The following is a 22,164-nucleotide window of genomic DNA, read 5'->3' as shown; positions in this document are numbered from 1 at the left end:
GTTCCGCGGACTTCGGGGTCTTTTCGTTTCGCGGTGCCGAACGCGCATGCGAAAATAGTCCTCTTCCGATACCGACAATCTACAGTACTCATCTCATGGGCACCTTCGACCTTCAGACCGAGTCGCTTTCGCAGTTCACGCCCGCCATGCGGCAGTTCGTCGAAATCAAGCGTCGCTACCCCGAGCAACTCGTCCTCTTTCGCATGGGGGACTTCTACGAAACGTTCTTCGACGATGCAGCGAAGGCCAATCGTCTGATCGGCATCACGCTTACGAAACGCGGAAAGATGCCCGACGGTACGCCCATTCCGATGGCGGGGATTCCGATGGTGTCGCTCGATCAGTACGTGGCGCGGCTTGTGAAAATGGGCGAGAGCGTCGTCATTGCCGAGCAGCAGGGGGTGCCGGGGAAGGGCCCCACCATGGAGCGCAAGATCTCCCGCATCATCACGCCGGGGACGCTTACGGAAACGGCGCTCCTCCCTGAAAAGTCCGACTCGGTGCTTCTTGCCGTCGCCGCTCCGAAGCGCCGTCGCAAGGGGGATGCGGGCTACGGCTTCGTGTGGCTCACGCTCTCGAGCGGCGACTTCCGTGCGGAGAACGTCTCCGCGGAGCAATTCGAAAGCGAACTCGCACGCATCGCCCCGTCGGAAATTCTTGTGCCCGAACACCTGAAGCAAACGCTTCGCGACACGCACCCCGAGCTCGTTCTCACGTCGATGCCCGACTGGCACTTCGATGCGGCCCACGGGGAGGAGAACCTCAAGAAGGTATTCGGCCTTGACAACCTCGACGCCTGGGAAATCGAGGGCTTTCCGCTCGTTCTCGAAGCCGCGAACGCGCTCCTCGACTACACGGCGGAGACGCAGGTCGACGCCCTCCCCTTCATCCGACCGCTCAAACTCGTCACCGAAAACGAATTCATCGTGATCGACCCGGCGAGCCGCCGCAATCTGGAAATTTCCGACACGGTGCGCCGCGACGCGGGCGAATTGACGCTCTTTTCGGTGCTCGACGGGTGCCGAAGCGCCATGGGGAGCCGCGAACTGAAGCGCTGGCTCAATCAGCCGCTGCGCGGCGCCGACGCCGCGCGCGCCCGACACGATGCGATCGAACGACTCGTGACGGATACGGACGACCGCGCGCGTCTTTCCGAGGCCTTGAACGCTCTTCCCGATATCGAACGCATCGCGAGCCGCATCGCGCTCGGAAGCGTCCGTCCGCGGGAACTCGCGTCGTTGCGCGACGCGCTGCCCGCCGTGCGCGCTCTCGGCGCGGTGTTTGCGGATTCGCCCGCGGCGCTTTTTGCGGACCTCTGTCGCGCGCTCGCGGTGCCCGAGACCGTCGCAACGCTTCTGCGCGAAGCGCTTCTCGAAGAGCCCGCCGTACAGCTTCGCGACGGGGACGTGATTGCAAGCGGCTTCAACGAAGAGCTGAAGACCCTGCGCGACCTACGCGACAACACGGGCCAATTCCTTTTGGACCTCGAAGCGCGCGAGCGTCAGGCGACGGGCCTCTCCACCCTGCGCGTCGAATTCAACAAAGTGCACGGCTTTTACATCGAAGTCTCGAAAGCACAGTCGAAGGACGTGCCGTTGCACTACCACCGTCGGCAGACGCTCAAGAATACGGAGCGCTACATCACGCCCGAACTGAAGAGTTACGAGGACAAGGCCCTCTCCGCCAAAGAGCGCTCGAGCGCTCTGGAGCGCGAACTCTACCTTGAGGTCGTGAAGCGCCTGCAACCCGAAGTCGAGCGCCTCATGGCGGCCGCTTCCGCCCTCTCGCAGTTCGACGCGCTCCTCTCGCTTGCGGAGCATGCGATCGAATACCGCTGGGTGAAGCCGCGTCTTACGGGCCGCACGGGCCTTTCGATTGCGGGCGGGCGCCACCCGGTCGTTGAAACCGCCATCGAAAACTACGTCCCAAACGACTGCCGGCTCGACGAAAACCGTCGCATGCTCGTCATCACCGGTCCCAACATGGGCGGTAAGTCGACGTACATGCGCTCGGTTGCCCTGATCGTCCTTCTTGCGTGGGCGGGGAGTTTCGTTCCGGCCGCCTCGGCCGAGATCGGCCCCGTCGACCGCATCCACACCCGCATCGGCGCCTCGGACGACCTCGCGCGCGGGCGCTCGACCTTCATGGTCGAGATGACCGAAGCGGCGACGATTCTGCATCAGGCGACGGACCGGAGTCTCGTCCTCATGGACGAAATCGGGCGCGGCACGTCGACTTACGACGGCTTGTCGCTTGCGGCTGCGATCGCACAGTCGCTCGTCGAAGACGCCCGGGCCTACACGCTCTTTGCGACCCACTACTTCGAACTCACGAAGTTCGCCGAAGAGCTGCGCGGCGTGGCGAACGTGCACGTTGCGGCCACGCAGGCAAAGTCGCGCGTCGTCTTCCTTCACGAAATCACGGAAGGTCCCGCCAACCGCTCCTACGGGATTGCGGTCGCGCAGTTGGCGGGCGTTCCGCCCAAGGTGGTGCGCCGTGCGCGCGAAGTGTTGCGCGACCTCGAAGCGGGGAAAATGCCCGGGATGCAGCCGTCGCTCTTCGACCTGCCGCACGATCCGCTGCTCGACGCACCCGCGGCGGACGACTTCGGCGACGATGCGTTCGAAGAAAAGGCCCCGGGGGTTAGTCCAGAGGACCTTCGCCCCTTCCTCGATCGCGTCGAAGCGCTCTGCGCGACGGACCTCGACAGTCTCACGCCGCGCGCCGCGCTCGAACTTCTCTACGGGACGCTTCCCGCGCTGAAGACGGCGCTCGAAGAAACCGAAGCCCGCTTCGAAGCGTCCGAGAAGAGCAACGCGAGCGACGCGTAACGCTTTCGACACATAAACGCCGCACCCCGCACCCTTTCTTTCGGAGGCCGAACACATGACGATCCTCACCCGGTTCTTCAGGGCCCTGAGTCCCGTCAATTGGTTCTGGGTGACGCTCTTCGTTCTCGGAGCCGCCTCTCAGTTCTTCTCGGGGCAGTTTGCCGAGGATCCTGCGGGCGTTGCCGCGGGCATCGGCGTTGCGGGCGTCGTGATTCTGCTTCCGACGGCGGTCGGCCTCTATCGAAGTCGTCTGAGTCCGTGGCGATGGGTGCGCGACACGGCCTACCGCGCTTGGTACGGTTCGAGCGTCACGCTGTTGCTTGCATCCTTCGTTGCAATCAACTTCGCACCCGAAAATTCCGCGCTCTTTGCGCTCTTTCTCGTCGCACACCTGGCGACGCTCGGCTTCGCGCACCGCGCGCTGCGTATCTCGAAGAAGAAACCGAAAGAAGAGCCCATCCCGTCGGCCGAAGAAGGTGAGACCACCGAGGGCACCCGAACGCATAAAGAAGCGGCACCTGAGGCGAACGATGCGAAAGCGAACGTCGTTTCGCGACTTCTCAAGGCCGTGAGTCCCGTCGCCTGGCTCTGGTTGGCGTTGATCGGCCTCTTCGTCGTTGCCGGCCTTCCGCCGGGGCTTCGCGCGGAAAGCGCGGGCGAAGCCGCTTCGGCGACTCCTTGGTGGATCGTTCTCGTCGCCGTCTTGATCGCGGCAACCATCGTCGCGGACTTGGTCTACGGGCGGCTGCGCCCGTGGAAGTTCGTCGCCGACTGGGAATTTCGCTTTTACTACGGGACGAGCGCGTTGAGCCTCTTTGCGGCCATTCTCGCGGCCGCGTTCGCACTTCTCGTTGATTCGAACGACGATTCGAACGACCTTACGGCCTTCGGGATTGCGCTCGGCCTGCACGTCGTGACGCTCGGTCTCGCGCACCGCGCGCTGTGGGTCGAAACTCCGGCCTACAAAGCCTACAAGGTTCGGGCGGCCGAACGCGCCCGCGCGATTGTCGAAGCCAAAAAGTTGAAGGCGTTCGGAGCCAAAAAGCTGAAGGCGTTCCGAGCCGATTTCGGTTCGGGCCCCATGACGCCCGACTTTGTCGAGACGGTTCGCCAAGGTCGATACCTTCCGATCCTCCACACCTCGAACGGCCCGTTGCTCGACGAAGACGAATCCGTTGTCTTTCAGAGTTCCGGCCGGCGTCGGGACGTGACGGAGCGCGTGACGGAACATTCGGGCGGCTACTTGGGCGGAAGCCTCCGCGTCACGAAGAACATCTCCATGCAATTCGGCGGGATGGACGGGAAACCCATCTACGGTCGGGTCGCGCAATCGACGCCCGGGGAACTCGTGCTCACGACCCGACGCGTTCTCTTCCTTCAGTCCGAAAAGCCCTTCAGCATTCGACTCTCCGACCTCGACGCGGCCACCTCGGACGGCACCGCCATCACGTTCCTCTCGGGCGACCGCTCCTACACGGTGGAACTCTCGTTCAACGCCGCCTCCGTCTTTGACGACGCGCTGCGCGGACTGCGCCGGGGTCTGCCCGTTCGCGAACTCGGTTCGTCGGACATCTGAAAGAACGAAGGCCCGCCGCTTCGGCAGGCCTTTCTTCTTTTCGGACTTTCGATGGATCCTTGGATCAGACGTTCGAACGGGCCTTCGCGCCTTCGACGAAGAAGGCGGCCGCCCGAGCGCTCATCGCCTCGACGTCTTCGGGACGAAAGTCGGGGAAGTCCTGCGAAAGCAGGTACGCGTCCGTTTCCGAGCGGATGATCGCCATCAGCTGCCGCGCGCGCACGTACGGGTCGGCGGGCGCGAGTTCGCCCGCGTCCATGCGACGCTTCAGGTAGGCGGCCACGGCCTGCATGGCCTCTTCGGGACCCGCACTTCGAAAAATGCGCCCCACATCGGAGTGCACCGACGCCCCCACGATCAAACGGTAAAAGCGTCCGACCGACTTCTCGCGGTAGAGAAAGTCGAGCACGTGCCGGGCAAAGGTCTTGAGCTTCGCTTCGAGCGGCTCGGGCGAATCCTCCGCCGCAACGAGATCCTCGACGGAGCGCGTGAGAAAGGAGGTTGCGTACCGCACGATCACCGCTCGCAAAAGCTCCTCTTTCGACGGGTAGTAGTTGTAGAGCGTCGTCTTCGAGACGCCCGCTTCGCGGGCGATGCGGTCCATCGAGGCGCCCTCGAGCCCGTCGACGTCAATCAGAGCATAGGCGGCAGCAAGGATGGATTCCCTGCGAATCGGAGAAAGGGTCTTCATTCGTTTCTTTTTTTCAGCGGTCGTTCCCGGCGTCGGCGGCGCTCGTCTCCTGCGCGCCGACCGACATCCGACAAAAAGCATAGCGGAAGGCGCGTTCGGTCGTCGGTACGAAAAACGCTCGAAGCGAAAAAACACACGCCCCGAGCGGTCTCTCAAAAAAACGAACAACCGTTCATTGACAGCGTAAAAAATTATAAATAAACTCGGCGGTTCAGTTTTATCAAAAGTGGACTGTACGGTTCAGTTCACCCTACGCTCGTCCGATCGGCTCTCCGAATCGCTCGTTTCGATCCGTACGACTCCGACTTCCTTTGTCTTTTGCGAGTTTTCACATGACCGCTTCGTTCCGCAAGCTTGCGCTCGTTTCCGCGATTTCCGCCGCTTTTGCTCTGCCCGCCGCCCTTCAGGCTGCGCCCACCCAGGTGAGCCTCGGCGGCGTGCTTTACGCGACCACGTCCGAATACCGCGACACGGACACCGTCTTCTACCCGCTTCCCGCCCTCACGGTCGAATCGGATCACTTCTGGATGCACGGCGTCGCGGGCGGCGTTTATCTCTTCAAGAACGAAGCCCATTCCGTGCGTCTCGGTCTCGGCTGGATGCCGATGTTCTTCGATCCGGACGACTCCGACGACGCGCGCATGAAGACCCTCAAGAAGCGCGACACCTCGATGGCCGCCTCGGTCGGCTACCGCTGGACGAGCCGCTTCGGTATCGTCGACGCGAGCGTGCACGTCGACGTGCTCGGTAAGAGCGACGGCGTCCTCATGATCGGCTCCTACCGCTACCCGGTGCGCTTGGGCGACCTGACGCTCGTCCCCTTCACCACGATCACGTGGGCGAGCGAGAACTTTAACTCTTACTACTATGGTGTTTCCAACGCCGAATCGCGTCGCTCGGGCTTCAACGCCTACTCGCCCGACGCCGCCGTGACGCCCGCCTTCGGCATGGACGTCGACTATTCGCTCGGCGCGAACTGGTCGCTCTTCGGTACGGCTTCCGCGACCTTGATCCCCTCCGAAGTGAAGGACAGCCCGATGGTCGAAGACGACGTGAAGTGGTTGGTCGGCGCGGGCGTGCGCTACAACTTCTAAGTTGAGAGGTTCCGGGCGGAGGGGTGCAACCGCCGCCCGAATGCCCGAATATTCAAAAGGGGCACGTACCGCAGCGGTACGCGCCCCTTTTTGTCGTTTTGATCTCGTTGCGAGAAATGCTCTGCGGCGTCTTAGGCGAAGTAGGACGCCACGGCAAACCCGAGGAAGATCACGGCCGCGATGCGACGCATCCAGACCATGCTGATTTTCTGCGAAAGCTTGTCTCCCACGAAGACCGCGGGGACGTCGGCGATCAGCATCCCAAGCGTGGTACCCGCCACCACGAAAATCGCGTCGTGGTAGTGCGCGGCGAGCGCCACGGTCGCGAGCTGCGTCTTGTCACCCATTTCCGCGAGGAAAAAGAGCGTGGCCGTCGTTACGAAGACGCCGTAGGTATTCGGAGCGCTCGTACAGTCCGCCTCGTCGATCTTGTCGGGAACGAGCATCCAGAGACCCATCGCAAGGAACGAGAGGACGAGAATCCACTTGAGCGTCTCGGGCGTGAGAAAGCTCGCCACCGAGAGGCCGAGGAGCCCGGCCAACAGATGATTCAAAACGGTGGCGGCGAGAATGCCGAGCACGATCGGCACCGGGGCGCGAAAGCGCGCCGCAAGGCAAAGTGCGAGCAACTGCGTCTTGTCGCCGATTTCGGCGGCCGTGACGACCAGGGTCGAGAGGGTAAGCGACTCGAGGATCATGATAGGGGTCAGGGAAAGGAGAGGGCGGGCAGTCGGCGACAAACAATCGTACGAAGGCCTCCGCCGCCGGTCCCGCCCGGTCGCATCGGATGCCTTCGCAGATCTTGCCGACACGGTGCGCGTTGCACGCACCCCCGCTGTCCGCGCCATGGGTCCGCAAGGTGGGAAAAACGGACGCCAAGTATGTTGACGCGGACGGAAACGGCGTCTCGGACGCCCTTCCCGGCTACTCCTCTGCGAGAAGAGCGGGGATTTTAACAGAATTCAAGCGTGCCGATTGGCGTTTGGTCGAATATACAGCACGGACCGCGCGCCCTCCGCTTCGCTCGTCTTTGGGCGAGCGATACCGTCGCGTCTCTGCGCTAAAATGAGCGCCACTTCAATTTTTTCCAACCAGCACGCAGCCGTTCGTCTCCGCCCGAAGGATCCGACCCGGGCGGAACACACCCGTCGGACGGCACTTTCCGGGGAACGGCTTTGACAAAAGACACGTTGGTCGATGAAGAAGCGCTCTTTCGCGCGATTCATCAACACATTCTCCGCCAGGCCAAGTCGGGCGGACGCATCGATACCGAAACGGAACTCGCCACCCGCTTCGGCGTGACGCGCTACAAGATCCGCAAGGCGTTGAGCGTTCTCTCCCAGATGGGCGTCGTCGACCGTGCTCCGAAGCGCGGCATGACCGTCAACAATCTCGGCCCGAAGAACCTCTCCGCGCAGATCCAGGTTCAGATGGACATCGCGAACTTCGATATCCGCGAGTTTATCGAAGCGCGTCTCCTGATCGAGGTCGACATCATTCCGCTCGCGATCCGCCGCGTGACGCCCGCCCTCCTCGGCCGACTCGACGAAGCGATCAACCGCATCGAAGCAAACGCCGCGAACACGCAGGAAGCGGACCGTTGGGACCGCGAATTCCATCTGCTGCTCCTTGAAGCCTGCGGGAACCGCGTCCTTCAGGTCTTCTCCGCGGCGCTCGTCACGTACTTCGAAAAGACGACCTCGACCCTGCCGCAGAACAATCCGGAGTTTTTTCTCAACATCGCCCGTCAGGAGCGGGAGCTGTTGCAAGCCATCAAGCGCGGCGAAGAAGACCGTGCGAAAGAGCTCCTGCGCGAACACCTGCGCGAACAGGTCGACATGCTTCAGGCTTGATTGCCCGTCGGCAAAACGAAAATCAAAACGCCCCTCGCGCTGCGCGCGCCGGGGCGTTTTTGTTTCGGGGCGGTCGGATTCAAGCCGCTCCGCCTTCCGTCTTTTCAATTTCCTTTCGAAAACCGAACTTCGACCAATCCTCGACCCGCATCACGTAGAGGATCCCGTCGAGATGATCCGTTTCATGCTGCACGACCCGCGCGTGCATGCCGGTCGCCGTCCGCTCGATCGGGTTGCCTTCGATATCAAACCCCCGATAGCGGATTTTCTTCGCGCGCCGCACGGCGCCGCGAAGTCCCGGAAGCGACAAACATCCTTCCCAATCCTCTTCCGTTTCCTCGCCGATCGGCTCGACAACGGGGTTGACGAGCACCGTCTGCGGAATCGAACGCCCTTCGCGCAGGGGATTTCTCGATTTAAACCCGAAGCAGATCACGCGAAGATTGACACCGATCTGGGGAGCGGCCAAGCCGCAACCCCCTTCGCGCTCCATCGTATCCCACAAGTCGCCCGCGAGTTTTCGCAACTCGGTCGTGCCGAATTCGCGCACCGGAAGCGAAGGCGTGATGAGGACGGGATTCCCCATACGAAGAACGGGACGCTGCACGTCGATGACCCTTTGCGTCTTATCGGGCGGCGCCCGGAGTCTTTAGGGCTTCGAACGCCACGAACGCCTTTGCGATGTCGACCACCGACACCACCGCCTCGGCAACCGTATCCTTGAGCGACTCGAAGTCGATCCCTTCGTTCGAAGTGCCGATTCCGGCCGCGTGATTCACCGAGACGCAGACGGGAGCGTACGCAAGACCCAATTCGCGCGCAAGGGCGCATTCCGGATACACGGTCATCCCGATCATGTCGGCCCCGTCGCGGCGATAGCGCTCGACCTCGGCCGCGGTTTCAAGGCGCGGCCCCTGGGTCGCGGCATAGACGCCGCCCGTGCGCACCGTGCGACCGATCCTAGCCGCCGCGGCCGCAAGACCCGCCGAGAGCGTGCGATCGAAGGGGTGCGTCATGTCGACGTGCTTCACGCCCGCTTCGGGCGTGTCGTAGTAGGTCGCTTCGCGACCCCAGGTGTAGTCGATGAGTTGGTCGGGCAACGCAATCCCGCCCGGACCCATGTCGGCGGCGATCCCGCCCACGGTGGCAACGGCAATGACCCCTTCGACCCCCGCCTGCTTCAAGGCCCAGAGGTTCGCGCGCGCGGGCACGCGATGGGGCGCGAACTGGTGGTTCACGCCGTGGCGGCGCAGAAACACGATCGGCGTTCCGCCGAGGCGCCCGAAGACGAGCGGCGCCGAGGGGGCGCCGTACGGGGTGGTCATTTCGATTTCTTCGCGGTCGGTGACGACGTCGTTCGACGTGAAGCCCGATCCGCCGATAAGCGCATACATGGGTCTGAGATCCTTCGCCCCCGGGGAAAGCCGGGGGCGTCTGAAATTGGAAAACGTGGATTCGAAAAAAGCGGTGATTCAACCCGAACAGGCGTTCGGGCTCAATCGAAGAGCGACGGCTGCTCCGCCTCGGGGGCGGTTGCGGGAGCGGACTCCTCGCGGGGCGCGTCCTTTTTCTTTCGCGCGGTCTTCTTTTTCGGCGCGGCGGGCGTCGGCTCTTCGGTAACTTCGGTGGCCTTGACAGCTTCGGTTGCTTCGGCAGCCTTGTCAGCCTCGGGAGCTTCAGCCGTTGTGTTCGCTTCCGCCTTCGCGACGGGCTCCGACGGCTCGCTCGGCGCAGCCGATTCGGTCGCCCCGTCGTCGGCGAGCATCGCAAGAAGCGTCGCTTCGTCGATCACCCGAACGCCGAGGCTTTCGGCCTTTTCGAGTTTCGAGCCCGCTTCCGCGCCCGCCACGACGAAGTCCGTCTTGCGGCTTACCGATCCCGAAACCTTCGCACCCGCGGCGATCAGGCGATCTTTCGCCTCGTCGCGGGTGAGGTTCGGAAGGGTGCCCGTCAAAACAAACGTTTTGCCGGCGACGGCCGAGTCGGTGCGCTTCGTTTCGACGGCGGGCCAGGTGACCCCCGCGCGCACGAGCGCTTCGATGACGGTGCGGTTGTGGGGTTCGCGGAAGAAAGCTTCGACGCTCGAAGCGACCACTTCGCCCACGTCTTCGACGCCCGTCAGCTCTTCGAACGTCGCAGCTTCGAGTTTGGCGAGCGTGCCGAAGTGCTGCGCGAGACCGAGCGCGGTTGCTTCGCCCACGTGGCGGCAGCCGAGCGCGTAGATGAAGCGCGCAAAGGTCGTGTGCTTCGCTTTTTCAAGGCTCGCGAGGAGATTGGCGGCCGCCTTGGGGCCCATGCGTTTGACGGGCTTTTCGGTTTCGACCGTAGCCGTCAACGGCGCCGTGAGCGCTTCGTGCGTGAGCGAAAAGAGGTCCGCGGGCGTTTTGACGAGCCCCTCTTCGACGAGCATGTCGACGATCTTTTCGCCGAGTCCGTCGATCCCTGCCGCGCGGCGCGAAGCAAAGTGCACGATCGAGAGTTTCATCTGCGCGGGGCAGACGAGACCGCCCGTGCAACGGGTGTCTTTTTCTTCGTCGTCGCGGATCGTGGCGCTGCCGCAAATCGGGCAGTGCCCGGGCATTGCAAAAGGTTCGGTCCCTTCGGGGCGGCGTTCGTGCACGACCCGCACCACTTCGGGAATGACGTCCCCGGCGCGGCGCACGACCACCGTGTCGCCGACGCGAAGATCGAGCTCGGCAATGCGGTCTTCGTTGTGAAGCGTAGCGTTCGAGACGGTGACGCCCCCGACGAAAACGGGCTTCAGGCGCGCTACCGGCGTAAGTTTCCCTGTGCGGCCCACCTGCACGTCGATTCCTTCGACCGTCGTCAGGGCTTCCTGAGGGGGATACTTGTGCGCGCATGCCCAACGCGGTTCGCGCGCGACAAAGCCGAGCTCAGCCTGAAGGTCGAGGCGGTTCACCTTGTAGACGACGCCGTCGATTTCAAAGGGGAGGTTCGCGCGTTCGGCGCTCACCAGTTCGTGAAAGTCCGCCAGCGCTTCGGGGCCCGAGACGACGCGGCGCAGGCCCGCAACCGGAAAGCCGATCGCGGCGAACCAGTCGAGAATCCCGCTTTGCGTGTCGGCGGGAACCGGCCCCGAGACGACGCCGAGGCTGTAAGCGTAAAAGTGCAGACGCCGCTCGGCCGTCACCTTGGGGTCGAGCTGTCGGAGCGCACCCGCCGCGGCGTTTCGCGGATTGACGAACGTCTTCTGACCCGCGTCGAGCTGTCGGCGGTTGAGCGCTTCGAAGTCCGCGCGGTGCATGATCACTTCGCCGCGCACGTCGAGGACGTCGGGCACCGACGCGTCCGTAAGGCGCAACGGGATCGTGCGGATCGTACGGACGTTCGCCGTCACGTCTTCGCCCGTCGTGCCGTCGCCGCGCGTTGCGGCGCGCACAAGGACGCCCTTTTCGTAACGAAGCGACACGGCCAGGCCGTCGAACTTCATTTCGCAGTCGTATTCGAGGGCGGCATCGTCGTCCCCGAGCGCGAGCTCGCGCCGCACGCGCGCGTCGAACGCCTTGGCGCCGTCGCGCGAGAAGTCGGTCTCGGTGTGAATCGAGAGCATCGGCATCTCGTGGACGACCTTCGCGAGGTCGCTCCGAGGGGCGCCGCCTACGCGCAGCGTGGGCGAGGCGGGGCTCTTCAACGCGGGAAAGCGCTCTTCGAGCGCGCTCAGTTCGTTCCAAAGACGGTCGTACTCCGCGTCGGGCAGAGTCGGCGCATCGAGGACGTAATACTCGTAATTGCAACGCTCGAGAATCGCTTCGAGCGCGCGCATGCGCTCGGGCGCTTCGGATTCCGTCGTTTCGGCCGCCGTCGTACGGCCGAAAAAATCGGCCGCTTGCGCGGCCGAAAATTCGCTCGAAAGTTCGGCCATGGGTTTTAGGCTCCGCGGGCAAAAAGAAGCTTCGCACGGTTCGAGCCCGAGGGAACGCCCTTCGAGGCCATGAGTTCGACATGCGAACGGATGTTTTCTTCAATGATGACGGCACCCGCCGCATCGATCGGGTGACCCTTGCGGTCGGTCCAGGCACCGTGCAGCGTATTGGCGAAGTGGTTCGCGAACGTGAAGAAGAGCTTCAGGTCGCCGCGCGAAAGGTTCGAGAGCGGCACGTCGAAGCCGAGGCAGAGGCTCATGCCGCCTTCGGCACCGAAGGCGAGCGTGATCACCGGATCGTGATCCGTCGGGTCGGGGCGATATTCCCAGCGGCCGCTTGCCGCCGTGAAGCCCGCGGCGCGCGCGGCGTCGTTCACGGTGTCGAAACTGAAGGGAACCGCGTTGGGATCGGTCGGCACGATCGACACTTCCATCGTACGGTCGTAGTACTCGATCACGCTCTTCAAGTTGTCCGAAAGTTCCGCGGCCTGCACGGGTTCGAGCTGACGACGAACGGCGACGTCGTTCTGCGCGGCCGACTGTTCGAGCACCTGATAGAAGTTCGACGCCATCACGGGGTCGAGCTTTGCGGTGCGGTTTGCAAGCACCATGGCCGCAACGACGTGACGCGCGGGCGCCGAGAGGTTCTTCGGGTCGTAGTAGAGGCCGTCGCGAGAGCTCTGCGCCCAGATGCGAACGAGAAGCGGAAGATCAAGGCGCTTCAATTCGAGTTCGAGGCTCTTGACGCCCCCGAGCGAAAATTGCAGGCCGTCGCGCGGCGAAATGTCGAGCACCCATTCGATGCCCGGATCGACGGGCGGGTAGGCGCTCAGTTCGGATTCGACGGGACGCGCCGCTTCCTGAGCGCGCGCCTCTTCCTTCGCCTTCTTTTCTTCGGCTTCTTCGCGTTCGAGCTCTTCGTAAATCGGAGGCTCTTCGGAGGGCTCTTCGGGGGCCGCCGCAACGACCTCGTTTTCGTCCTGGTCGCGCGCTTCGGCCGATTCGAAGGCGGCGTCGGAGCCGCCGAGACCGGGCTCGATGCGCGGGGTTTCCGTGAGCACGTCCTGCGTTGAAACGCGCATCTTCTTCGTCTTGTCGAGGGCGCTGCGTTCCTCGCGCTTCGAGCGCCAATAAAGGAAGATCATGAGGGCGACGCCCACGAGGATGAGAATGATGACAGTCTGATTCGGCATGATGCTCGGGAAGCGAAGAATTGAAGTGCGTTGGAAAGCAATCCGCGACGCCGACGCCGTAGCAAGTCGGGTCGCCCGTGCGCGGTGAAAATCCGCGGGGTTTGCGTTGCATTGTAACCCGCGCGTTCGCCGACGAACGGGCACGTGGCACACGAGGCCGGGGAATTTGTGAGTGGGTTTTACCCGCCGACGCCTGAGGCTGCGGCGTCGCCCGGCGCTCGATCGCTCGACGCCGACTCCGCGATCCGTACGGCCTCGTCCAAATCGACGCTCACGACGCGACTCACCCCGGGCTCGCGCATCGTCACGCCGATCAAGGCCTTCGTGAATTCCATCGTCACGCGGTGGTGCGTGATCATGAGGAATTGCGTCGACTCCGACATCTTGAGGCAAAGCCCCGCCAATCGCGCCTGGTTCGCTTCGTCAAGGGGCGCGTCCACTTCGTCAAGCAAACAGAAGGGCGCGGGATTCAATTTGAACATCGCGAAAACAAGCGCCGTGGCGGTAAGGGCCTGCTCGCCCCCCGAGAGCGACCGGACGGACGCGTTTTTCTTTCCCGGGGGCTGTGCCGTGACGTCGATCCCCGAGGCGAGAATTTCGTCCCCGGTCATCGTGAGTTCGGCGTGCCCGCCCCCGAAGAGCCCCGTGAAGGTCTCCTTGAAGTAAGCGTTCACACGCTCGAAGGTCTCGCGCATGCGGCTTCGGGTGTCGGCGTCGATCGTGCGGATGGCGGATTCGAGGGTATTGGCGGCCGTCCGAAGATCTTCGATCTGAAGGCGCGTCGCCTCGAAGACTTTTTCCGCTTCTTCAAGTTGCAGGAGCGCCGCGTGATTGACGGGGCCGAGCGCGGCGATTTCGCCCGCCAAGCGCGAGACCTCGTTTCGGACGGTGCCGATTTTGACGCCGCGCGTTTGTGCGACCACCGACATGCGCGTCCAGTCCGCACCCACTTCGTCCATGCGCTGCGAGTACTGTTCGAGAAGCGTCTTCTGTTCGCCCTCCGCGAGCTTCAGGGTACCGATCGCCTCTGTGAGCGGCAACATCGCCCCCTGCAATTCGCGACTCACGACTTCGTTGGCGGAAAGCGTCGCACGCGCAATCTCCAACGCATTGCGCGCTTCGGCGCTCGCGCGGCGCAGCCGCTCCAGGTCTTCGACGAGCGCGCGCGTTCCGGCGTCGAGCTCTTCGCGGTCCGTCTCGTCGATCGTGCGGCGGGCGGCTTCGACGCGCTGCCGTTCGCGCTCGATGTCGTCCGTCAGGTCCTTGATCGTGCGCGTGCGCGCGAGGTCCGCGTCCCGGAGTTGCTTGGCTTTGAGGGCGAGAATCGACACGCGTTCGCGAGCGTCGGCCGCTTCGCGCGCAAGCCGAACGGAACTCGCGCGGGCGGAGGTTTCGCGGGCGGCGGCCGACGCGTCGGCCCGTTCGGCGTTTTCAAGCGCCTCCGCTCCCGCTTCAAGCCGCTCCAGAATCGATTCGATTTCGAGCGTGCGCTCCGCGCGTTCGGCTTCGAGTTCTTCGCTGCTGCGACGCAAATCTTCGTCGCGACGACGCCAGGCGGCTGCGGCCGCTTCGCGGTCTTTGAGTTCGAGCTTCAGGGCGGAAAGCGTCCGTTCGGCGTCCGACGCGCCGCGACGCGCGTCGTCGACCGCGCGCTTCGCGTCCGCCGCGCGGGCCGCGGCCTTCCGGCGGCTGTCGTCCGCGCGACCGAGCTCAACCTCGGCTGCTTCGATTTCGTCCGTAAGGCGCCGGATTTCCTGGGCGCGCGCAAGGAGCGAATTTTCGGGGGCGTCGGATGCAAAAAACGTAATGCTCGCCCGCCCGACGATGTCGCCCTTGGGGGTGACGAGCATGACGCCTTCGGGGATCGATTCCCGAACGCGCATCGCTTCTGCAAGCGACTCGACGAGCCCCACGCCCGCACACCAATCCCGCACGGCGGCCGCAACGGCCGGGTGCGCGCTCGTAACGACGTCCGACAAGGGGCGCAGCGCGCATTTTTCGCCGAGTTTCAGCAACGCTTCGGAAAGCGCCCCGCCGGATGCTTCCGACGCGGATTCCCCCGGAACGGGCGCCGCAAAACTCAAAAGCGCAGGCGGGCGTTCTCGCTCAAACCCGGAGGCGGCGCGCAGGTCTCTGAGGAGCAGCGCGCGCACGCGCGCCCCCAACACGGCCTCCAACGCCGTGAGGGCGCCTTCTTCGACGAGGGCTTCCTCCAAAAAGGCGGGGATCCCCGTGAGACCCCGCGCTTCGAGCCACTCGGAAAAGGCGGCCTGCTGTTCGGCCCCCGCCTGCACTTCCTGCAGCGCCGCAAGGCGCGACCCTTTGGCTTTGAGGTCCCCGAGGAGCGCGAAATAGGCCTTGTCCGCTTCATCCGCGAGGCTTCGGGTTTCTTCAAGGAGCGTTTCCGCGACTTCGAGGCGCTCGGCGCAGTCTTCGGCCGCGGCTTGCGCTTCGTCGACCTCCTCGCGCAGCCGCGCCGTTTCCTTTTCGTCGGGGCGCGATGCTTCGGCTGCTGCGCGGTCCGCTTCGGTTTTCGAGCGGTTGCGTTCGATTTCGGCAAGGCGATTGCGTTCGTGCCCGAGGGCGGCTTCGTCGACCGACGTGCGGCGACGCAGGGTTTCAAGCGCTTCGCGCGTTCGGCGGCGTCCCGTTTCGGCCGCTTCGAGTTCGATTTCCGCGGCTTCGAGGCGCTCCGCGGCTTCGGCTTCGAGGGCTTCGGCTTCGTCGCAGGCGTCCGTCAACGCCGCACGGCTTTCGCGGTCGGCGGCGAGCTGTTCGTTTTCGGCCGCAAGGCGCGCTTTTTTCGCTTCGAGCGTGGCGGTTGCGGCCGCAAGATGGCGCTCCGCTTCGGCGCGGCGCTCCATGGTGCGTTTGGCTTCCCCTTCGAGGCGTGCGAGCTCGCGCTCGACGCGCCGTTCGTCCGCCTCCGCGGCCGCGAGCGCGTGCTCGGCCGAGGTCGCCTGCCCGGCAAGCCCCTCGTGCTGCGCCGTGCTCTCCTCGTAGGCGGCGCGCTTTTCCTGAAGGGCCGCAACCGTCGCCAGGCCCTCGGTGCGCACGCGCTCCAATTCGTTTTTCGCGTCTTCGTACTGAAGAAAATAAAGGAGACCCTCGGACTCAGTGCGGCGGTCGGTGAGTTCCTTCCAGCGCGCGGCGCGCCCCGCATCCTCCCTGAGGCGCGCTATTTCTTCGCCGCGCACGGTCTGAAGGTCTTCGGCGCGCTCGATGTTTTCCAAAGTGGAGCGCAAAAGCGACTCCGTTTCGCGACGCCTTTCTTTATAGAGCGACACGCCCGCCGCTTCTTCGAGGTAAACGCGCAGCTCCTCGGGTTTGGCTCGGATGAAGTTCGAAATCATCCCCTGCGAGATGATCGCGTAGCTTTTGGGACCGAGCCCGGTGCCGAGGAAGATTTCCTGCACGTCGCGGCGGCGCACCTGCTGATGATTGATGAAGTAACCCGACTCGCCTTCGGCGGTGACGACGCGCTTGATCGAAAGTTCCGCGTACGCCGCCCACGGGCCCTTCACGCGCCCGTCGTCGTTTTCAAGGACGAGTTCCACGCTCGCGCGCCCCATCGGGGCGCGGCCCGAGGAGCCCGCGAAAATCAGGTCCGTCATCCCGAGGCCGCGCAACTCGCTCGCACGCCCTTCGCCTAGCACCCAGCGCACGGCGTCGATCACGTTCGACTTTCCGCAACCGTTCGGCCCCACCACCCCGACGAAGGGGTCGTTGAGTTCGATCAACGTCGGATCGGCAAAGCTTTTGAAGCCCGAGAGTTTGATCTGGCGAAGACGCACGGAGGATAGGCCCTTTGAAAACGAGAAAAAATAATGGAGGTGGTCGGCTACGGCCGGGCACCTCCTTTGCGGAACGGGCGACATTGTAGCCGTTCGTCGAAAGACCGTCGGGGGTGCCGGAAAAAGCGCGTCCTTCGGCCTCTCCATAACTACGAGCCGAAAAAACCGAAAAGCCGCGCACCCCAAGCGCTACTTGGGTTGCGCGGCTTTTTCGACCTCGAAAATTCCCGAAGTCGGGCGTTCAAGAACGTCCGATCGCTCCGGGAATCCGAAACGCGTCGGCTTACCGGATCCCGACCGCCTTTTCGATGTCGGCGAGCATGAGGTTCATCGCCGTCGGACCGCCTTCGCCGAGGTACCAGGCCGCGTGCGAGAGCTCGGTGGCGCGCCCGGCCTTCACGGCGGGAAGCGCGTCCCACTCGGCGCCGAAGATCGCGCGGTAATCGGTCACAGGCGTGCGGCCGACCGCGATGTCCTTGTTGAGCACGAAGACGTACTCGGGGTTGAGGCGCTTGAGATCCTCGAGCGTCTTGCGGTTTGCCTTCGCGATCGCTTCCGCGTCGGGCTTCGGGCCGCCCTTCTTGGGGCCCGGCCCCTTGCGGGGCGGAACGACGTTCGCAAAACCCATTTCGGCCGAAATCATCGAGCAGCGACCCTGAGGCGCAAGCATCCCGATGCGCCCTTCGTTCGCCATGAGGACGGCGGCGCTCTTGCCGGCCGCGCGTTCACGAATGGCGGCGACGCGCTTCTTCGCTTCGTCGATCAGGGCGTTTGCGGCATCGGCCTTCCCGAAGAGGCTCGCAACCGTCAGAAGGTTCGTGCCGTAGCTCGCAAGAGCCCCGTTTTGCTGATCGGGCGTGATGAGGAGCACGGGAGCGATCGCGCCGATTTCCTTTTCGAGGCGTGCAAGGCGCCCGGTGATCACGATCAGATCGGGCTTCAGAGCCGCGATTTTCTCAAGCGGCGCGTCCTTCAGGCCGCCCGTAACGGGAAGCCCCGCGGGCAGGGGCGCGAGAAAAGGAACGCTCGTGAGCGCAGCCGAGCCAGCGATGCGGTCTTCGAGCCCCCAGAGGCGCATCATGTCAAGCGTCGCGTAGTCGATGCAGACGACGCGCAACGGGTTCTTCGGGGCGGTTGCGGCAACGGCCGCGGCCAAAGCCGTACGGGCAAAGGGGAGAGCCGCCAGGAACGCGGCGGCCGAGGTCGCTCCGAGAAGCGTGCGACGGGAAAGAGCGCTCATTACTTCGCCTCCTTCGCAATGCCGAGCGAGCGCTCGACGTCGGTGAACATGATGTCCATCGCGGTGATGCCGCCTTCGGCGAGGTACCAGGCCGAGGGCGTGAGGTGCACGAGGTGATCGTCCTGCTTGGCCTTCATGCGATTCACCATGTCGTTGTCGAGCACGTCGGCCGCAAGCTTCGCGCCCGGACGGGCGATCGCGGAATCCCGGTCGAGAACGAAGAAGTAATCGGGGTTGAGCTTCAGAAGCAGTTCGAACGAGGACTCGTTGCCGTGGTTGGCGTTGGCCTTTTCGGCGACGTTCGTGAAGCCGAATTCGTTGCCGATCAGGGAGCACCGGGCGGCGTTTCCGAGAAGGTTCACGTGGCTTGCCGTCACGAGACCGACGAGCGCGGTCTTGCCTTCGGAAGCCTTGCGGATCGCGTCGGCACGATTCTTGAACTCTTCGTACGTCGCCTGAGCTTCGGCCTCGCGCCCGAAGAGCTGCGCGACGTTCGCCATGTTGCGGCGGAAGCTCTCGAGCGTGCCGATCGTGCGGTCCGTCGTCATGTAGACGACCGGCGCGATGCGCGAGAGTTCGTCGTACTTCTTCACGAGTCGGCCGCTGATGAAGATCACGTCGGGTTCGCTCGCCATGAGCGCTTCCATGTTGATTTCCTTCAGCGTCCCCACGTTGGCGATGCCGTTTTTCGGATCGTAGTACTTCGAGAGGAAGGGCACGGCCGTCGTCTTCGGAAGCGAGACGACGCGATCGCCGAGATCCCAGCGGTCGAGCATGTCGAGCACCGCCACGTCGAGCACGGCGATGCGCTTCGGATCGGCGGGAACCTGCACGGTCTTCGCCTTCATGCGGCCGTCGAGCGTGTCGAGCGTCATCATGTCGGCGGCACGCGCGAACGCGGGCAGCGCAAGAGCGGCCGAGAAGCAAAGCGCGGCGGCGCCGCGGAAAAGAGAGCGTCGGAACATCGATGGTTTCCTTGGAAGTAAGGCGTGAGTAAAGCGGTACGAAAAAAACGGACCTCCCGGGATCGCCCCGGTCGGGCGTCAGTGGAAAATCGCGAGGGGGCGCCCTTCGATGCGGTGGATTTCGAAAGGCACGCCGTAAATCGATTCGAGGGTTTCGCTCGTCATCACTTCGTCGACCGTGCCGAAGGCGGCTACGCGCCCGTCCTTGAAGGCGCAGATGTAGTCGGAGTGGAAGGCGGCGAGATTGATTTCGTGCAAGACCAAAATGACGGTTTTGCCGAGTTCGTCGCAGAGTCGCCGAACGAGCTTCATCATTTGGGTGGCGTGGTAGATGTCGAGGTTGTTGGTCGGCTCGTCAAGGAGCACGTACTCCGTATCCTGCGCGAGCACCATGGCGATGAAGGCGCGCTGGCGCTGCCCGCCCGACATTTCGTCAATGAAGCGCTCGGCAAAGGGTTCGAGCTCCATATAGCGGATCGCCTCGTCGACCTTTTCCCAGTCTTCGGCCGTCAGGTGCGTGCCGCTGTGGGGGAATCGACCGAAGGCGACGAGCTCGCGCACGGTGAGCTTCATCGAGACGGCGTAGCTCTGCGTGAGAATGGCCAGGTGACGCGCGAGTTCGCGGCTCTCCCACGAAGAGACGTCGCGCCCCTTGAAGTCGATGTCGCCCGCCGACCGGGCGACGAGTCGGGCGATCATGCCGAGGACCGTCGATTTGCCGGCCCCGTTCGGGCCGATCATCGAGATGACCTTCCCGGAGGGCAGCGTCACGGAAACGTCGTCGACGACGGCGCGCTCGTCGTAGCGCTTCTCAAGATTGCGGATGGTGATCATGTCGAAATTCCTGTCAACGTATCAACGGTTTCGAGTCGTCGTGAGAATGAGGTAGAGGAAGTAAATGCCGCCGCCCACCGTTACGAATACGCTCACGGGAACGCTGTAGTTGGCGGCGTGTTCGACGAGGAACTGCCCGGCCGTCAGGATGAACATCCCGACGAAGACCGACCCCGCGATGAGAACGTCGTGGCGGTACGTACGGAAGATCCGTCGCGAAAGGTTCGCCGTGATGAGGCCGAGGAAAGAAAGCGGTCCGACGAGCGCCGTCGCGACGGCAATCGAAAGCGCGACGCCCGTCATGAGGCGCCGTACGGTGCGCTCGTAGTCGACGCCGAGACTCACGGCGGGCTCTCGCCCGAGAGCGATGACGTCAAGCAGTGCGAGGTCGCGCCGCAGCCAAAGGCCGATCGCCGCCAGAAGAAGAACGCCCGGAATCAGCACCGACGCGTTCACGTTCGTGAAGCTCGCGACGAGGCTCGTCAGAAGCGCGTCGTATTCGTTCGGGTCCATGATGCGGGTGATCGAAGACTGCACGCTCGAAAAGAAGGTCGAAAGGACGGTGCCGATCAGAAGGACGTAGAGGACGTTCCCGCCCGTCTTTTCGAAAATCGTGTTGTAGACGAAGGTCGCCACCACACCCATCACCACGATGTCGAGGAAGAACGCAAGCTGCGGATCGGTCGCAAAGGCGCTTCCCGCACCGAAGAAAAAGAAGACCCCGGTGTGAACGAGCACGTAGAGCGAATTCATGCCCAAGAGGCACGGCGTCACGATCGTGTTGCGGATGATCGTTTGGAAGACGAGCGACGCCGCGGAAATCGCGAAGGCGGCGGTGAGCATCGCGGCCAAGCGCGGCCAGCGCAGGCTCATCGCGTACTCGAAGTACTTCGGATTGACGAACGCGAACTGGTAGGCGAACACCGCGGCAAGCGTCGCCGCCGCAAGTGCCGTCATGCCGATCGCGATGCGGCGGGAGCGCGCCCGCGCCGCGCTTTTCGCGTCGGGACCGCAAGCAGCGGGCAGGGCCCGAACGGGTTCGAGGGACTGAACGGATTCCATGGCACTCATTGGCGGCAGCCTCCGCAGAGATTGGGGTTGCGGTCACGGGTGAGACCGAAGAGCTTCAAAAGCACGTCGCGGTCGATCGAGCGGCGGCCGAACTTCAGGCGGTAGAAGACGAGCCCGATGAAGAGGAGGCTGCCGACGGAGCCCACGATCAATTCGATCGGAAGTTCGTAGGGGGCGATGATGAGGCGGCCCGCCAGGTCGCACGTCAGCACGAAGAGCGCGCCGAAAAGCGCCGTGTCGGCAAGCGTCGCCTTGAGGTTGTCCCCCTTGAAAAGGCTCACGACGTTCGGAACGATGAGACCGATGTAGGAAATCGACCCCACGACGGTCACGATCGAGGCCGTGATCATCGCGGCGATGCTGAGCCCCATGAAGAGCACCGTTTCGTAGCGAACGCCGAGATTGCGGGAGAAATCCTTCCCCATGCCGACGATGTTGAAGTGACTCGAAAAAACGAAAGCAAGCGCGATCAAAGGGAGCGAGAGCCAGACGAGCTCGTAATTCCCTTTGAGAACAAGCGAGAAGTGCCCGACCATCCAGGTCGAGAGCGCCTGCGTCATGTCGAAGCGGAAAGCGAGAAAGTTCGTGATCCCTCCGATCACGTTCCCGAACATGATCCCGACGAGCGGCACGAGCACGACGTCCTTCATCGGAAGTCGCATCACGAACCACACGAACACCCAGGTGCCGAGCATGGCGGCCGCAAACGCAAAGAGCGCTCGCCCCCAGATGCCCGCGTCGGGGAGAAAAAGAAGCGCGAGAAGAATCCCGAACTGCGCCGAGGAAATCGTCGCGCCCGTCGTGGGCGAGACGAACTTGTTCGCGCAGAGCTGCTGCATGATGAGACCCGCAATACTCATGCCCGCCCCCGTACACAGCACGGCCAGAAGACGCGGCAGGCGCGAAGTCACAAGAACGTGAAGCGCTTCGACGTCGCCCGAAAGGATCTGCGCGAGCGAAATGTCGGCCGCACCCACGAAAAGGGAAGCTGCCGAAAGAAGAAGCGTCAAGGCGAGGAGGCAGTAAGTGGATCTCGTCATGGTTTCGTACGGTCGAAGTCGTGCGCGGGAGAGGAAATCGCATCGACGGGACTTCTCAAAGTCCCGAAGTACTCGAAAACCCCGGCACGGTTGTCGATG

The 22,164-nt window shown here is 63.6% G+C and carries 15 protein-coding genes and 1 pseudogene; 4 read left to right on the top strand and 12 right to left on the bottom strand.

Going from position 1 to position 22,164, the window contains the following annotated elements:
• Positions 1–95 precede the first annotated feature (95 nt).
• Positions 96–2,831 (top strand): DNA mismatch repair protein MutS, encoded by a 2,736-nt coding sequence (mutS, locus tag S6FBBBH3_RS04205; protein ID WP_120176563.1) that lies wholly within the window; start codon positions 96–98, stop codon positions 2,829–2,831.
• 55 nt (positions 2,832–2,886) lie between these two features.
• Positions 2,887–4,407, top strand: coding sequence for a hypothetical protein (locus S6FBBBH3_RS04200; RefSeq protein ID WP_120176562.1), 1,521 nt, complete (start codon positions 2,887–2,889; stop codon positions 4,405–4,407).
• Between the two features lie 64 nt (positions 4,408–4,471).
• Here S6FBBBH3_RS04200 and S6FBBBH3_RS04195 read toward each other — a convergent pair whose 3' ends face one another.
• Positions 4,472–5,098, bottom strand: a complete 627-nt coding sequence (locus tag S6FBBBH3_RS04195; RefSeq protein ID WP_170143811.1) for a TetR/AcrR family transcriptional regulator — start codon at positions 5,096–5,098, stop codon at positions 4,472–4,474.
• A 332-nt stretch (positions 5,099–5,430) separates the two neighbouring features.
• Between S6FBBBH3_RS04195 and S6FBBBH3_RS04190 the strand changes: the two genes are divergently transcribed.
• Positions 5,431–6,192 (top strand): MipA/OmpV family protein, encoded by a 762-nt coding sequence (locus tag S6FBBBH3_RS04190; protein WP_120176560.1) that lies wholly within the window; start codon positions 5,431–5,433, stop codon positions 6,190–6,192.
• Between the two features lie 131 nt (positions 6,193–6,323).
• Here S6FBBBH3_RS04190 and S6FBBBH3_RS04185 read toward each other — a convergent pair whose 3' ends face one another.
• The gene (locus S6FBBBH3_RS04185; protein ID WP_120176559.1) at positions 6,324–6,890 is read right to left on the bottom strand and encodes a TMEM165/GDT1 family protein; all 567 of its coding nucleotides are present in this window, start codon (positions 6,888–6,890) and stop codon (positions 6,324–6,326) included.
• Positions 6,891–7,367: 477 nt separating this feature from the next.
• Between S6FBBBH3_RS04185 and S6FBBBH3_RS04180 the strand changes: the two genes are divergently transcribed.
• The gene (locus S6FBBBH3_RS04180) at positions 7,368–8,045 is read left to right on the top strand and encodes a FadR/GntR family transcriptional regulator (RefSeq protein ID WP_197714303.1); all 678 of its coding nucleotides are present in this window, start codon (positions 7,368–7,370) and stop codon (positions 8,043–8,045) included.
• A 79-nt stretch (positions 8,046–8,124) separates the two neighbouring features.
• On the opposite strand, the gene def is transcribed toward S6FBBBH3_RS04180, so the two are convergent.
• The 10 genes and pseudogenes from def to S6FBBBH3_RS04130 form a co-directional block, all read right to left on the bottom strand.
• Positions 8,125–8,652, bottom strand: coding sequence for a peptide deformylase (gene def, locus S6FBBBH3_RS04175; protein ID WP_120176557.1), 528 nt, complete (start codon positions 8,650–8,652; stop codon positions 8,125–8,127).
• A gap of 19 nt (positions 8,653–8,671) precedes the next feature.
• Positions 8,672–9,439, bottom strand: coding sequence for an S-methyl-5'-thioinosine phosphorylase (locus tag S6FBBBH3_RS04170; protein WP_120176556.1), 768 nt, complete (start codon positions 9,437–9,439; stop codon positions 8,672–8,674).
• Between the two features lie 365 nt (positions 9,440–9,804).
• Positions 9,805–11,928, bottom strand: a pseudogene (ligA, locus tag S6FBBBH3_RS04165) (NAD-dependent DNA ligase LigA); the annotation flags it as partial.
• Between the two features lie 5 nt (positions 11,929–11,933).
• Positions 11,934–13,121 (bottom strand): hypothetical protein, encoded by a 1,188-nt coding sequence (locus S6FBBBH3_RS04160; RefSeq protein WP_120176554.1) that lies wholly within the window; start codon positions 13,119–13,121, stop codon positions 11,934–11,936.
• Positions 13,122–13,300: 179 nt separating this feature from the next.
• Positions 13,301–16,915 (bottom strand): chromosome segregation protein SMC, encoded by a 3,615-nt coding sequence (gene smc / locus S6FBBBH3_RS04155; protein ID WP_120176553.1) that lies wholly within the window; start codon positions 16,913–16,915, stop codon positions 13,301–13,303.
• A 283-nt stretch (positions 16,916–17,198) separates the two neighbouring features.
• Entirely contained in the window at positions 17,199–18,155 is a 957-nt protein-coding gene (locus S6FBBBH3_RS04150; RefSeq protein WP_120176552.1) for an ABC transporter substrate-binding protein, read from the bottom strand.
• Positions 18,155–19,120, bottom strand: coding sequence for a siderophore ABC transporter substrate-binding protein (locus tag S6FBBBH3_RS04145; RefSeq protein ID WP_120176551.1), 966 nt, complete (start codon positions 19,118–19,120; stop codon positions 18,155–18,157). The genes S6FBBBH3_RS04150 and S6FBBBH3_RS04145 overlap by 1 nt, the downstream gene beginning before the upstream one ends.
• A gap of 78 nt (positions 19,121–19,198) precedes the next feature.
• Positions 19,199–19,954 carry an iron ABC transporter ATP-binding protein gene (locus tag S6FBBBH3_RS04140; protein ID WP_197714302.1) on the bottom strand — a complete coding sequence of 252 codons (756 nt, stop codon included), beginning with the start codon at positions 19,952–19,954 and terminating at the stop codon, positions 19,199–19,201.
• 21 nt (positions 19,955–19,975) lie between these two features.
• On the bottom strand, positions 19,976–21,025 hold the full coding sequence (locus S6FBBBH3_RS04135) for an iron chelate uptake ABC transporter family permease subunit (protein ID WP_120176550.1): 1,050 nt from the start codon (positions 21,023–21,025) through the stop codon (positions 19,976–19,978).
• A complete protein-coding gene (locus S6FBBBH3_RS04130) occupies positions 21,022–22,065 on the bottom strand; it encodes an ABC transporter permease (RefSeq protein WP_120176549.1) in 1,044 nt (347 codons plus the stop codon). The genes S6FBBBH3_RS04135 and S6FBBBH3_RS04130 overlap by 4 nt, the downstream gene beginning before the upstream one ends.
• Positions 22,066–22,164 lie beyond the last annotated feature (99 nt).

It is taken from the genome of Sutterella megalosphaeroides, assembly GCF_003609995.1.
GTDB classification, from domain to species: Bacteria; Pseudomonadota; Gammaproteobacteria; order Burkholderiales; family Burkholderiaceae_F; genus Sutterella; species Sutterella megalosphaeroides.
The sequence above is the reverse complement of the archived record's forward strand: the minus strand, read 5'-3'. Positions and strand labels throughout refer to the sequence as shown.